Below are 14,653 nucleotides of genomic sequence, written 5' to 3' on the forward strand. Positions count from 1 at the left end.
CGCACTTCCCCTGTCTCACCCTTATATTATTGGGGAAAATCTCCAGGACGATATCTTCCTCCTCTTCCTCAAGCTCCTTCTGCACGCAGTCAGTAAACTGGTTAATGTACCGCACAGGAATCCACTCCGTAAAGAACACCCAGACATGATATCCTCTGAATCCTGTATCCTCCACATAGCATGTCAGCCCTATCCTCCTGAGTACTTTGCATAACTGTCGGGCAAAGCCGGCCGCTTTTTGCTTGTATGCTGTGAATTCAGCGCTTCCATAGCTGTACTGCAGCAGTATCCTTTTAGAAATATCAATGTCAAAGACTGTGTATTTTGCTGTACTGTTTGGCCGCTGGACATAAGACTCTACTGTCATCTCTCCCGCCAGATGTCGCCTGATCACTTCTTCCGTAAGGGGCTCCATCACCTGTTCCGCAATCCTCTTTCCTCCCGGGCCAGGCATCTCTACCGCATAGGTATCTTCTCTCCCTGCAAAGAGCTCCGTGTATTCCTGTATATCAATTTTCGCCTTGCTATTGTCTGTTAAATTCGTCATATCCAGGGCTTTTCTGTCGTCCGCCCAGGAGTCCACAGATGATTTCTGTGAATATCTGACCTTCATCTCCCAAAAACAGGATGCCTTTTCATATTCGCCCATATCTGAGTACAGCTGCACAATGTCCGCACAGAGCTCATCGGAGGGCTCTGTCAGAAGTCTCTCATAACATTTTGCCAGTTCTCCGGAAAATCTTACATACTTTTGGTCATGCTCCTTATCCGTCCCCGATTTCCCCGGCTCCTCCGGAACCTGATAAAACTGCTCATATTCTCTCAGCGCAAAGCTAAGCTTCTCTCTTCCAATCCAGTAATCCGCCATATATTTTGCGATATCCTTATAGTAATTAACCTGTGCAAATCTCTGTTCCTCTATTTTTTCACGTATCTCCTTCTCTTTGTTTTGAACCATGGAGAGAATAATCACATATTCAATCATACTGTCCGGTTTCCTCTCGCCGCGATAGTACTGCTCCCATCCTCCAAGGATTTCCTGGCCTTTCTTTATTTTTTTATCCAGTTCAAGTCCGGACGTAAGCCACATAGTCTCCAGCCGTGATGTCAGTGAAGACACTGCTTTTGCAGGCACAGCTTTTCCATTGACAGTAAAGCGATAACCGAGATACGTAAATCCCTCTCTCCCGAGACGCTGGAGTCTGGTCTTGCTTTCTTTTAGCTCCAGCCCCATTTTCCCAAGATAAAGTCTGGAATATTCAAAGAGCCGGCCTGCATTTTCTTCGCTGGGCTCCAGGACGAGAATATCGTCAGAATAACGTATATAAAAGCTGCTCCTCTTTTCCATTTCCCTGTCATAATCCATAAGATAAATGTTCGACAGCAGCGGCGCACAGGAAGACCCCTGGTAAATTCCAATCTGATTCTCACTGAGATCTCCTGTGTTTTCATCTAGTACCTTTGCTTTTAAAATTGCTTTCACCACTTCCAGCACATCGTTTTCCCTGATTTGTCTGCTTAGTATACGAAGCAGCTCCTCATGTGGGATATGGTCGAAGAAAGCGGAGATATCCATCTGAAGAACCCACAGATCATCCCGTCCCTTTGTCTTCTCTTCGATGACGTTTATGGCTTCCAGCGCCGACTGCCCAGGCCGGTATGCATAGGTGCTCGATGAGAAGAGAGGCTCATATCACGATCACAGGCTCTGTCGCTTGCTCTGTCATGGAAGCGACCTGCCCTATTGTAAGGATCTTATCCTCACAATTTCCGCATATAGAATAAAAGCGTATACTCCCCTCCTTTGCGCCTGCCATCAGCTCCAGCAATTTTCCATACAGCTCTTTATACTTCTTTTCTGTCAGCCTGCACTCAAATACGCTGTACTGTATCCGTATTCCATAGCCTTCCAGTATTTTGGCCGCTTTGCCTCGCAGACGGTCCGAAGAAATGTCATAGCTTACCACGTACATCATGCACCCCCAGTCTGAACGGGATATACCGAACGTCTTTCTGAATACACTGCTTTAAAAGTCCGACCTGCCTGCGTATGGCGCCCCGAAATCCAGACGCATTTTCACCTCCTGCTTTTCCGGACATCCACTTCTCATATTCCGCACAGAATTTTCGAAAGCCCTCTGTGTTCAGAATTACTCTGTCCTCCTCCATATCAAAATCATACTTTGAGAGCATCCTCTTATTGAAAAGCTTCAAGGTCATACGGTCAATGACCGGCTGGCGGAATTCCTCAATAATATCCAGAGCAAGCGATTTCCGACCATAGCGTATGCCGTGAAGCAGACCCAGGTACGGTTCAAATGACTCCGCCTCCAGAGCAGCACAGATTTCCTTTGTGAGGAACGTATATCCCAGACTGATGATCACATTGACCGGGTCCCTGGGAGGGCGCCGGTTTCTTCCGTGAAACTCAAATTCACAGCAGAACATATGGCCAAATGCGCGAAAATAAATGTTACTGCACATTCCCTCTATGCCCAGCAATTCATTTGCCGTCTCTGCAGAACAGACCTTCTCTTTCATTTTGCGGATCCGGGCAGCATCTTCCTTCCACTCCGGATACCCCTCCCAGCGATGACTGCGGAGCATTTCAAGCTGGTTCTCTATTTTATTCGCCACAATGTCTTTCGCAAACTCCAGCCTCTTTATCTCATTGTTGTAAAGCTCATATTGGGAAAATCGTAAGAATATATTTTTTGAAGATTCTGCCGCGGTCTGGCCCAGATACTGACCGCCGTACGTATAATGGCTGATGTCAATGCCTTGCTGAAGAAGAAAATGAAGTGCCTGTGCGGTAATCTGCACATTGCCCATGAGAGCAATCCCCTCTATATTTGAAACCGGAAATTCCATGAGAGGCTGCGAATTCTTGCTCACCGCGATCCGTCCGCCCTTTTTCTGAACAAAGCTTCCCTGCTCTTTCATGTAGATCACCGCCATGGCTCCGCCTCCTCCATACGCACATAATTCTTCGAGTGCAGCGGATTCAGCCACTCCATATCCCGGGAATAGCTGTCAAAGTCAATCTTCTCAACCTCGCAGAACTCCCTGAATATTTCAAGCACAAAGCCTCTGAATTTCAGAAAATCCTCTTCCGATACCGGCCCCAGCCCATGTGCGAAAATACTGTTGTTCCGCAAATACACCATGGAGCGGACACGCCTGAGCTTATCAATTGGCTGTCCGGCTCTCGCCTCCGATATCTCGTCATTCAGCGCCAGAAGAAGGATAAAGCCCTCCAGAAGTGATATCTGATCCAGAAGATAGCGATTGACATTTCTCTTGAAAAGCTGCCGCCTGATATCGTACACCGTCTTCTCCAGCAACCGCTTTCTTTCATCGGCGTCTTTTCCCTCCATCTCGGGGCAGCGCTCCGTATTATAAATAATGTCCCTGTAATTCATCTGAGAAATATAAAGGTTGTAGACAGCCAGTCGTCTTTGCTCTATCATTTCCAGAAGCCTGTACAGCAGCAATGTAGCCATATCGTACTTCTTCTGCTTTCTCCGGATTTCAGCGTTTTCATACATCGTAAACATAAGCGGGACAATATATTCTGTTCCCCTTAAAATGTCCATATTCTTCTTTTCTTTCAGCAAACCGGACAGCTCATCAAGCTGCTTCAGCACTGCCTCCTGTCTCTTCAGCGCCGGCAGGAAATCCATCATAAGGAAGTCAGGGTTGAGCCGGGAATCCCGCTCCAAATCCTTTGTCAATGAACACATCGCCTTGTAAGCCTGCGGAAACTCCAGCGCATCCCAATATTCATAAACCATTGCAAGATCATGTACAAATGAAAGCTGCTGCCTGATATCGGGGGCGGGCACTGTTTCCTTCAGCTCTCTCAGCTTTTCTCTGGCTCCCGCATAATTATATTTGTCGAACAGCTCTAACGCCTTCTCTATCTCCAGGTCTCCAAATATCTCTATTGGATTGGAAATATAGTACAGTCTCTCTGAGCCCGGCTCCGGCTTCCTGAAATCTGTGAGATACTGCTCAGATCCGATATAGATAAGCTGAACCTTGATAACCGAGCCCGCCATCGCAGCTGCTGCGGACATGGCCTTTGTGCCGCCTGTAAAGTCGATGTACAGCTTGTCCGGACGATTCCACTTTAAATACGCGGCTTTGATTTCCCTGTAGACATCCAGCGGATCCGTCTCATTGACCTGTCTTTTGGAATAGCGCACCGGATCCAGCTGGCAGTATTTCGCTATCTTGTTCAAGACACTCTCCGTTGTCTCTGTATAGAGAAAAAGAATCCGCCTGGGCTGCAATAATTGGATATCCAGCACAAGCGGTTCGTATGACGTCCCCACGGACATGATCAAATATTCAACTTTCTCATAGACCTTTTCGCTATTGTTTGCTATAAATTCTTCTTCGATAAGCTTCATGAGCTTTGTCTCATAAAAATTATCAGCCTTTTCCCTCTGCTTTACGGTCTTTCGCTCTAATCCCTTCCACTTCTCTGTCATAGTAATCAGTTCCTGTTTCATATATTACCTCCTTAGAATAATGATTATGCATTGCTTTCATCCCGCACCTCCTCTCCGCTCTGCATATTGTGAAGAGCTGGCAATACAACGCCCTGGACGGGCTCTTCTCATTTCTACGGTCCTAGCTGCAACTAGAACCTTACATAAAGGGGTGTGTCAATGCCCTAAACGGGCTTCTTTCATTTCTACTTATACATTGACCTATGATGAATCTTTTGTATATTCTGTGTCAACGCCCTAAACGGGCTTCTTTCATTTCTACAGAGGAAATCGGATGATGAAATAGAAGACACATATTGTGGTGTCAACGCCCTAAACGGGCTCTCTTCATTTCCACTGGGGAATCTGTCCGCCTGAAGGTGACAGGGTATGGGTGTGTCAACGCCCTAAACGGGCTCTCTTCATTTCCACGGCAATGACAGCAACAAATGCCGCAGCGCAGGGGCTGTGTGTCAACGCCCTAAACGGGCTCTCTTCATTTCCACTGTAAAATACACCCTTGATGATGGGTACGAAATGGAGTGTCAACGCCCTAAACGGGCTCTCTTCATTTCCACTCGACCAAATAAGCTTTATGGATATGGCAATGATGTGTCAACGCCCTAAACGGGCTCTCTTCATTTCCACAGTACCCTTCTGAACCCCGCATAAACACTGGCTTCCCAGGCTCATTTTTGCAGGGATTTATCAGAATATTCTGATATCAACTGTTTTTCCAACATTTTTTGGCATGTTTACAATTTGTTCATATTTGCAGTTGCTTTTGCGCTGCCTCCTTACAGGTATTATACCTCTTCGCTTTCCGGAAAGTCAGCTCCCTTTTTGTTTCTTTACGCACATTTCAATGCCTTGTATGATGGTTTGCCGGCAGGCCAGAAATGGCCTGCTGCCAAACCACATACATCTATAGCTGCACTATCGCTTCAGGTTAAAAATCCCATCTTTAAACTTCACTGCTTCCACCTCATCTCCCGGCTTCAGAAATATTTTCTTCTTTGCAGTAATAATATTACTTTTCTTGTTTAGAGCCGGTTCACTCAGAACTTCTATATCATACTCATAGAAATATTCATTTCTTGCCGGTCGGCTCTGAGAGGTAATCCGCACTCTATAGGTTTTCTTTGGCTCCCATGCAGTACGATCCTTTTCCTTCTTCCTGTTGTCATTTCTGCCTTTATCCGGCTTTTTTTCACTCACCGCCTGAGGATCAGACGGAAGCCAGGGCACCTCGCCTCCATCCAGTGTGGGCAGGCTGGTTTTTACCTCCATCTGAATTCTGGCCGCCGCAACTCCTCCTGGGTCCACAAAGCCAACTTGTCTTGTCTTTTTATCATACTTATGATACACCTTATTCTTCATAAACCATTGGAAGCCCTCTTCGTCCTCCTTATCGCCTGTTCTCGGATAGTGGATGCATGCCATCTCCTCGGCCCTGAGGTATCTTGTGATCAGCTCAAAGGGCTTCTCCGTCCTGGTATCCATTCCAAGCTCCTCAAAGGTACTTTGATGGATCTTTTCCAGATCATCCATGTGCGTGCAGTGATAGCCCTTCTCGTCAAACATGCGGATTGAGACGTCCCGTGCATTATCTATAGACAGCTCCACGCTTCCAAGGCCGAGCGGCTTACCGGTTCCCAGCTTGTACCCGTGTTTTCCATCGGACGTATACATCAGGATATAGAGCAGCTGATCCAGCTGTCTTTTACTGATACCATCAAAATATATGGTTCCTGTAAATTCCACTCCCGGGCGGACTGTCCTCACTGTTCTGTTAAGAGCCGTCTTCTTCCCACAGTCTCTCGCCGGGGTCAAATTATTCCAGTAAAACTTTCTGCCTGATATCTGAGGCTGGTACGACTTGACAATGACCTGGTTGTTCCTGTTTTTCACCGTGTAGTAGTCATAGGTCCAGAACCATACCTCTCCGTCCGGATCAATTGGCTTTGCTTCCGGTTTTTTGAGATAGAACTCTGTGTTTTCCGGGTGGGGAACCGCCAGCGGATCCAGCGTCAGCAGCTTTTTGTCATAGTATTCCCGACAATCTCTTTTCGCAGACGGGTGCAGATCCGAGAACCGGATCCTGCTGCCCTGCGCGACATCGGAATTCACAATACCAAAGAGCCGGCATGCGGGACACAGCTCTCTCTCCCTGGAATTGCACCTTCTGTATTCATCTACCAGTGTATTTACTGTATTTTTATAGACCTCTCTTGTAATGCAGGCGGGAGAGAGCATGACATAGTCCGTGTCATCCAGCCTGGAATAATATACGGGAAGGCCGTCCGCTTTACCTGCCATAAACTCCTTATAGGAGATCTCATACTCCCTGTAGGAATCCGGATCCTCCTTCATATACTGCTCCAGCACGAGGCGCAGCGTCTCCATGCTTGCCGTGTTCAGGCGGAAAGAACTGTCTGTGTCGGGTGGTATATAGAACACATGGGCGCAGTGCTTTTCAGCCAGAAAGCAGTGCTCCACTTTGCTGTCCCTGTTTCCCGGACATTTTCCCCTCTGGCGCATCACGCATGAACCGCATTTACTGTTCTTGTTCGGCACGATCTCCGGGCTGTGCTTTTTCCCCTGGTTCCCCTTCAGGATATACCCTTCATGAGGATATTTCCCCGGCGTCTCCGAGATCTCCTCCACATCCGGTTTGGCAAAGGCATTGCCACTTTCCTTTTTAGCCAGCGAGAAGCTCACCTTCATACCGTCCCGTATCTGACAAGAAAGATGCTTTTTGTCGGAGAAATCCGACCGGTCCCTGTACAGAGCCTCCCCCTTTGGCCTGCCCCTTTTATCCAGCACATCATGCAGATAGATATGGCCGTGCTCCCACTTCAGCACTGCGGGCTTAAAATGCTCCACTGTCCTTTTCCCGATCCTCTTTTCTCCGTCCATCACAGGCAGGCAGGAATTGGTCAGCGTCTCATAGATGCTCCGGAGCATCCCCCTGACCTCGCTTCCCGGAATGACAGGCTCAAAACACTTCCCGTCATACACCTTGTCCGGGTCGAGGATCTCATAGGAGAAAAAGTCATACAGCCCGTGCTCGTTTCTCGGATCATCCTCCTTGTCAGGAGTGTAGGAAAAGGCTTTGTTGCTGCTGGTGTTTGGTATAAAAAGGCTGGAGCGGGTGCGCAGCCTGTATGTGACAGAGCCGGTGTACTTTTGTCCCTCAGCCTCCTGCTGCCGCTGGGGCTTATCTGAGAGTGATATAAAATTATATGGATTTATGAACCTCTGCATTGTTACACCTCCCTGTCGTCCTTCCATTCGCCAAATCCGGCCAGCCGCCAGTCCTCCACGTACAGCTCACCGGTGTCCGGATCCTCCCCGAGATAATTTCTTATCCGTATCTTTGCGTCAGTCCCCGCTTCTATGGGCAGAGGATATTTGCCTCCGCCTGTGGCATAGACACAGCCAGCCTCAAGCGCTCCGCTTTTCCTCGCATCCTCTGTTCTTTGCGTGTCAATATCCAGATACTGGGACTCATCCCAGTGATGAAGCCTGTCTTTTTCTGTCTCCTCGCCGTCCCGCCTCTTGCGGAAGCGAAACGGTCTGTCTATGCCTGTGCGGAACCACTTTGCCTCGCTTTTTTCGTCAAAGATCCGGATCTCCAGTCCACTGTCAAAAAGCTCCTTTCTGTCAAAGGACTCTCTTTGGGCCTCACAGAAGCCGATTTCCTCGGTTGTCATGACAAATATATACCTTGTACCGGCCGCGGCGTCCTGTCCCGCAAGCACTTTGCTGTCGAAATCAGCACAGAACATCTCCTCGTCGCCCGGGCCGTATTTCTTTATCTCCACGCTCATTTACCTTTCCTCCTCCCCTGCTATCGCCTTCACAAGCTCGGCGAAGATTTCCTCTGGCTCCGGGCTCTGTCCGGCCTTTCTGTCCAAGATCAGCTTTTCATCCACAGCGATCTGCTCCACGCGGAACATTCCTCTTCCCACTGCTGTCAGTCCACCGACTGCCATATAGCCGGCGTCCAGATCCAGAACTGCGGCGGACAGCACCCTGGCCAGATGTCTTCTGTCTTGTTCCTCGACCTTTCCCTCTCCCCTGTCACTGAAATCACAGGTGATGGTCAGCTCCGTCTCCCCGTTGTAATATGTCTTTTCTGAGTAAAGCGCTCCCTCTACGGTTCCTCCGGTAAACCGGTCAATGGCATTTCGGGTATACGCAACCCATTTGCCCCCGGTGATCCGGCTCTCTGAAAATCCGATCCGGCTCTTGCCGCTCTTTTCCTGCCGCTGTCCCCTGGCCTTGCCAAAGAACAGCTCCGCAGACGGCTGTCCCTTCCCGAACCCGGGATCCAGCCGTCCCATCTGGGCACGGAAGGCTCCCGCCCAGGATGTGCCGGGAACAACCGGCGTCCCCTCTGCTCCATTCTCACGCTCTTCACCGGAGACCGGTCTGGTCGTGAGCTGCCGGTAATCCTCCTCGTCCACATTCGTTGTATACTGGCGTATCGAAATTCCGCCCCGCTGGGCAAGACGCAGCCTGACTGTGCGCTTCTCCTCCTCTGCCAGAAAAATCTTCATGGCAAGGCAGGCGCCTTTTATCCTGTCATATTCCGGGGAGGATGGCTCCGCCGCACCAAGACAGCTGTCGTCGCAATCCACCGCTGTGCAGCCGCCTTCCCATTCATCCGCATACATGTCAAAGGCAAGCCAGTCCTCCAACTGCTCCGGACTGTCAAGCTCATACATCGCTGACTCCGCCCTGATGCCCTTTGTGTGTCCGTAGCCTCTCTCTGTCTTTGCGCCGACGGCAATCCGTCCCCGCATCCAGGCATGGGCGATCTCATTGATCACATACTGCTGATCCGGGCTGTCCATATTCTGTTCGATATATGTGACGAACCTTACGCCCGGCTCCAGAACCTCAAAATCAAACTTTGCCCCCGGGATGGCCGTCTTATATTCATCCAGCGCGACCATATCTCTCTTTGCTGTTTCTTTTCCATATTTTGTCTGCGAAGGCATCTCCATCTGAGCATCGTATACGACAATCCTGCTCTCTGTCAGCACGTTTTTCCCTCCGGCGGAAGACTCCTCTATCTTCTTAGATGTGAGCTCCGCTCCGAAATAGAGTCCGTCAGTCGGGGATGAGAACAGACTCCTGTATATCCCCGCCAGCGAGCTCCCCGGAATATAGGGAACTCCCCTGCTGTCTCTGACGATATCCCGGTCTGTCACATAGCTTTCCCCGTTTCCCACAGTCAGGGGAGAGGTCAGCTCAAAGGTGATCCTGTAATATTTTTTTATCAGCTTTTTCTTGTTCCAATCATCTCTCTGTCCCATGGCTGCCCTCCTTCTGCTTCAGACTGTATTTTTCCTGCACAAATGCTGCCATGAGATAGGTGCTCCACAGCCTGTACATTTCTTTGTCAAACGCATCCTCCGAATGTCCGTCCCTGAGGAGGCCGTCATACAGCTCTCTTAAATCCTCCACATACTCTGCATATTTCAGGCCGCCTTCGTAGCCCTCCGGGCCGCAGATCCACTCCCGCAGGGCGCCATCTGCCTTATCTCTCGGATCAGTGGATTTGATAGAGGAGATCCGCCGGGAGAAATCCTCATACTGACCCCGGGAATCATCCGGCCAGGCATTGACACTCTCCGAGAGCATCAGCATGATCCTCCCAAGAGCCGCCGGGTTGGCAAGCTCCAGTCTCTTCTGGGACGCCTGGAGCAGCAGCCGCTCCCTGGCCTCTTCGACAATGATCCGTCGGAAAAGCTCGGCGGCTCGCTCTGGAGGCTCTGCTGTCGTTCTCTCCCCTTCCTCCGAGAGCTCCACGCGGCAGTCCCCGGCATTGTTGTCCACAATACGCAGCCTTCCGAAGCCCTCTCCGTTATTTCCCCCTGTCCACAGGGCGTCCTCTTCTACAGACAACTCCTCCTCCAGCTTAAACTCAAAGGTACTTCCCGCCTTCACGACCGGCACGGCCGGCCTTTGCAGATTCCATTTGGAATAGTAGCCGGAGAGAAGCCCTGTCTCGATCTCCGCATAGATCTCCTCGTCTGTCTCTGTGCAGGCTTTCTCTTTCACGCCAAGGCTCTCTTTTATCTGTTCCCTGACCTCATCACACCTGACTGTATAGCCGTATGGGCCGGTAAAGATCGCATCGCTCTCCAGCACCGCCAGGATCCGGTTCCCGCCCTTATATGTCCTCTTCTCTCCCTTTGCCCTCAGGATCACAGGCCTGTCTGCCAGCACACAGGTCCCGTACTGGGCGCTTTTTGACTTGCCAAATCGAAGCGTGCTTCCCTCCAGAAGCTCTGCCAGAAGCCTGATATACCTTCCGCTGCCTCTGATCTCACCTGCAAATAGCTGGCCTGCCCGGAGCACCTCGGCTGTATAGAGCAAATTGCCGTCTGAAGACCTCTGTTTTTTTGACTTCTTTGTATGGTGATACACGATATCAGTGTCCGGCTCCTTTACAAGGATCTTCGCCGCTCCCTGCCCCGTTTCCTTAAGGCAGATAAATTTCCCCTTCAGCCTCTTAGGCTGATTTCCATTGCCTGAGGCACAGGCCGCTTCCACCCCAAGGCGGTCTGCCTCCTCCTCTGTGCGGGGGATTTTCTTGCTGACATTTACATATCTTTTTGTCTTCTTCAGCTGGTTTATGTATGAGGGAGCCGGATAAAAAATGTCCGCTTTCTCTCCCTGCGGCTTTCCGGCAGGATAAAGTCCGCCAAACTTCACTTTACTCCTCAGGAAAATATCTCTGAACTCCTCATCCTCCGCGCTTTTCCCATCCAGGCGCAGGTAGGCGCCTGCAAAAAAACCGAGAACGCTGCGCCCGCTGATATATTTCTCAGTTTTCAGATCACTTGCCGCGCTCATGGCCAGGGGGGCCGTATTTCTGACGCAGTATTTCAGGATGTAGTCTCCATCTTCCTCTACGTTCACAGGACCTGCGCCCGCAGCAGAGCTGCCTTCACAGGGCAGAAGCCTGCAGCTTACGCTTCCCAGCCCTCTGTTTCTGTTCATTCCTATGTGGCGAAGCGCCTTCGCGATCCTCTCCATCGGCTGCAGCCACTGCTCCTCCCGGCCCTCCGGCAGCGTCACTCTGGCATAAAACCGCATCTCCTTGTCCCGATCTGACGGTGAATAATGGTTGACTGTACGGATATACCGAAGGGATCCATCCTTCGCAACGCCGTTCTTCTCAATCCTTGTCTGCGCTTTTACTGTCGTAAACTGCGCCAGTATGCTCTGGGGCGTGATATACCTCCGGTATTTTTCTTCCAGCATTTCATAATCTCTGCGCAGCTCTCCATAATTCTCTATATATGCGTTGTCAATATGTATGCCTTTGACAGCATCTTCCCCTGGGTTTCCGAAAAGCTCTCCTGTTTCACGGCTCTTTAGCCCGATCAGCTCCGCCGCCTCTCTGAGGCATCCCTTCAGCCATCTTGCCGCAATGTACGGAAACCCATATGCGTCATAGCAGACATCGCTGTCGATAATCCCGGCATAGGCGTAGCCGGACCCGGCACACAGGTCTGATTTCAATGTGATAACCAGCTCATACTCTCTGCCGCTCATCCTGTTCTCCCCCTTCTTTCGTACTTTCTTTTACGTTCGTATCATCAAACCACAGGTCGTAGACAAGCACCATGTCATAGATCAGCTTCCGCTGCATCTCATCGTCCAGCCTTCCCCCCAGCGTGAAATCAATCTGCTTCTCCTGCTGGTGAGCCCGGATCCTCTCCACCTCAGACTTGAACTCTGCCCGGCTCCTCTTTGCGCTCAGAGCCAGATTTTTTATATTGCTTCTCCCTGCCCGGCTCAGCATCTCACGCATCATCTCAACGATCCTGCTGGAAACACAGACTCCTTTTACAGGGAAGTCGTCCGTTATCTCCCTGCCATCCTCATAACAGTTTACAAACCAGGGCCTGCTGCTCTGCTCCGTGTCTTCCGCGCGCCGGATCTCCTCCAGAGAGGTTCCGAAGGCGCCCTGGCAGTAGTGGAAATCGATCAGGGACGCGTTCTCAATCCCCTCCGCTTTCAGCAGCTTCTTGCCCGACTCACAGCACTCCTCCGCGATCCTGTAGGCCTCACGGAAGGGCGCATGGCTGTGGAAGATCGCAATTCCGGCGCAGGAGGTTCTGGGCTGCCCCTCAGGCGCCTCCTCTGCCAGCCTTGTCAGGTATTCCACCGCCACGTCATATGCGTTTCTCGCATTGCAGATAAAGGTCACCTCGTCCCCGGCATAGACTACGAACCGCCTTCTCCCGTTCTCCTTCTGCTCCAGAAGAGCGTCCACATCCTGGATCCGCCTGTCAATATAGTGCTCCTGGATCTCATCCGAGAATTTCCTGAGAGCCCTTACGCAGGAGACATAGGATCGGTCCTCCTCGCCGTCCGCTGTCCGGAGTTGCTTCAGACAGCTCTCCACCCGGGCTCCCATGCTGTTGCCGTCTATATAGACGACCGCCAGGAGACTCTCCTCCCCTTTCTCTGTTATCAGCTTGTCCAGTATCTCGCTTCCCTCCATCTGGATCTGTATCTCATAGCTTCTGGAATCCTTTTTGACCTTCTCGTATTTTTCATATTTCTTCTTGCTCTCATAGCTTACCTTTTCCATGCGCTCTCCGATCCTCTGGAGAGCCTCCAGGGGCATGGATGTCCCGTAATCCGTCTGGACGACGGGCAGCGTATTCACCGGACCTGTCATACTCTCCCTCTGCTCTCTTCTTCTGTGCTTTTCGTACAGGCTCCTCTGATCATACCGGTAATCGTCAAAGTGGACTTCATCAATACAGGTAGTCAGAACACGCAGAGAATAGGTTCCATCCAGAAGCCTGTGATAGAAGCGCCTGTTCACCTCTCGGTAAACCTCCCTGTCTCTGTACAGTACAAAGAAATTGCCGCCCCCGTCATAGATCACTTCCCCGATGTAGCCTCGGCGGATGCGGTCCGCAAAATTCTCAGGGGTAAATTCTGCCGGCTCCCCGGTATCCCCCGTCCCTCTGTAGCTGAATATCCCTTTTCCCTGGCCGCTTCCCAGCTCTTCCTCAGACGCCTCCCTGGCCGCCGGGAAAAGGAAGTCGTCAAAGCAGTCCTTAATAATATAGGATCCCCCGACAATCTCCTTGATCCTGCTGCTCCTGTAAATGTAATCCTGTTTTCCCCGAATGTCATACATTGCAAGGATATAGCTGTTACTCATGTCCTCTGTGCTCCTTTCCCTCTCTGCTGATCGTATATTTTCCAAATCCAAAGCTCGTATTTCTTCCAATGTGGGTCAGCTCGCCGGCGATCAGATAGTCCAGACATTCCTCCGGCATATCACGGAATGACACTGCTCCGACAATCCCCCACAGCGTCATATGCATGTCCTTTGTGGCGGAGTAGCGCTTCACCGTCTCCCAGGCAGCTGTCTGCCCCACAATGTCCGGATAATGTGGAAGCTCCGGCACGGCTGCCTCTGTCCCCATATAGAAGTCAAGCATCTGCACTCTTCTGGCCGCTCCCTTTACCAGCGCTTCGCTGTAAAAGCAGCTCATATATTCCTGCTGATATTTCATACACAGCGGCGTTGTGAACGTCAGCCACCATTCTCCGTCACCGCCCAGCAGCTCTTTCCTTCTGTCTCTGATATAATCGCTGATTTTCCCTACCCGGTAGCGGCTCATATCGACCTCATTCTCCTTTACGACCAGCTCTCCCTGGGTATTGCGCACCTCTTTGATATGGAAACGGGCCTTTTCTCTTCCCAGTCCGGTCATGCCAAGCTGACAGAAGGCCTGCAGATATATGTTAAAGAAGACAATGCTCTCTCCAAACAGGACCAGGTCGAATACAAAACAGCTGCCCCTCCTGAATTTCGTGCGGTTATCTGTACACTCGATCAGATACCCCACGCTTTCCGGCCCTGTCACATAGGCCGGCTTTTTTTCCATATAAGAATAAAAGGTGTGCCTTACGACACAGGCTTTGCTGAATTGGCAGTCCTCGCATTTTCTGTCCATCACGCAATTCTGTCTGAGGAGCATCTCCCCCATTCCACCCCGCAGAGCCGCCGTCTTGGCTGCGGGCATACCTGTGTCAGCCAGGATTTCCGACCGAAAGCAAAGCCTGATATATGGTATATCAAATGATATCTTTTGTTCCATTGC

General features: G+C 50.6%; 10 protein-coding genes and 1 CRISPR repeat array. All 10 genes read right to left on the reverse strand.

What is annotated here, in order from left to right; all coding sequences use genetic code 11:
* The coding region (locus Q5911_RS09660) for a reverse transcriptase domain-containing protein (protein WP_331592318.1) at positions 1-1,639 on the reverse strand (1,639 nt) is incomplete at its 3' end.
* 49 nt (positions 1,640-1,688) lie between these two features.
* Positions 1,689-1,976 (reverse strand): CRISPR-associated endonuclease Cas2, encoded by a 288-nt coding sequence (cas2, locus tag Q5911_RS09665; protein ID WP_303182542.1) that lies wholly within the window; start codon positions 1,974-1,976, stop codon positions 1,689-1,691.
* Positions 1,954-2,958, reverse strand: coding sequence for a CRISPR-associated endonuclease Cas1 (gene cas1, locus Q5911_RS09670; RefSeq protein ID WP_303182543.1), 1,005 nt, complete (start codon positions 2,956-2,958; stop codon positions 1,954-1,956). The genes cas2 and cas1 overlap by 23 nt, the downstream gene beginning before the upstream one ends.
* Positions 2,949-4,517: a TIGR02710 family CRISPR-associated CARF protein gene (locus Q5911_RS09675; RefSeq protein ID WP_303182544.1), complete on the reverse strand. Its 1,569-nt coding sequence runs from the start codon at positions 4,515-4,517 to the stop codon at positions 2,949-2,951. The genes cas1 and Q5911_RS09675 overlap by 10 nt, the downstream gene beginning before the upstream one ends.
* Positions 4,518-4,670: 153 nt before the next feature.
* Positions 4,671-5,144: direct repeats of the CRISPR family, unit length 36 nt; unit sequence GTGTCAACGCCCTAAACGGGCTCTCTTCATTTCCAC.
* A gap of 288 nt (positions 5,145-5,432) precedes the next feature.
* A complete protein-coding gene (locus Q5911_RS09680) occupies positions 5,433-7,763 on the reverse strand; it encodes a TIGR03986 family type III CRISPR-associated RAMP protein (RefSeq protein ID WP_303182545.1) in 2,331 nt (776 codons plus the stop codon).
* A 2-nt stretch (positions 7,764-7,765) separates the two neighbouring features.
* Positions 7,766-8,329, reverse strand: a complete 564-nt coding sequence (gene csx19 / locus Q5911_RS09685) for a type III-D CRISPR-associated protein Csx19 (protein WP_087174229.1) — start codon at positions 8,327-8,329, stop codon at positions 7,766-7,768.
* Entirely contained in the window at positions 8,330-9,823 is a 1,494-nt protein-coding gene (locus Q5911_RS09690) for an RAMP superfamily CRISPR-associated protein (RefSeq protein WP_303182546.1), read from the reverse strand.
* A complete protein-coding gene (locus Q5911_RS09695) occupies positions 9,807-12,074 on the reverse strand; it encodes an RAMP superfamily CRISPR-associated protein (RefSeq protein WP_303182547.1) in 2,268 nt (755 codons plus the stop codon). The genes Q5911_RS09690 and Q5911_RS09695 overlap by 17 nt, the downstream gene beginning before the upstream one ends.
* Complete coding sequence (locus Q5911_RS09700; RefSeq protein WP_303182548.1) at positions 12,055-13,704, reverse strand: Cas10/Cmr2 second palm domain-containing protein; 1,650 nt, start codon at positions 13,702-13,704, stop codon at positions 12,055-12,057. Before Q5911_RS09700 ends, Q5911_RS09695 begins: the two co-directional genes overlap by 20 nt.
* Positions 13,697-14,650: a CRISPR system precrRNA processing endoribonuclease RAMP protein Cas6 gene (gene cas6, locus Q5911_RS09705; protein WP_303182549.1), complete on the reverse strand. Its 954-nt coding sequence runs from the start codon at positions 14,648-14,650 to the stop codon at positions 13,697-13,699. Before cas6 ends, Q5911_RS09700 begins: the two co-directional genes overlap by 8 nt.
* Positions 14,651-14,653 lie beyond the last annotated feature (3 nt).

It is taken from the genome of Lachnoclostridium phocaeense (assembly GCF_959599685.1).
GTDB classification, from domain to species: Bacteria; Bacillota; Clostridia; order Lachnospirales; family Lachnospiraceae; genus Claveliimonas; species Claveliimonas monacensis.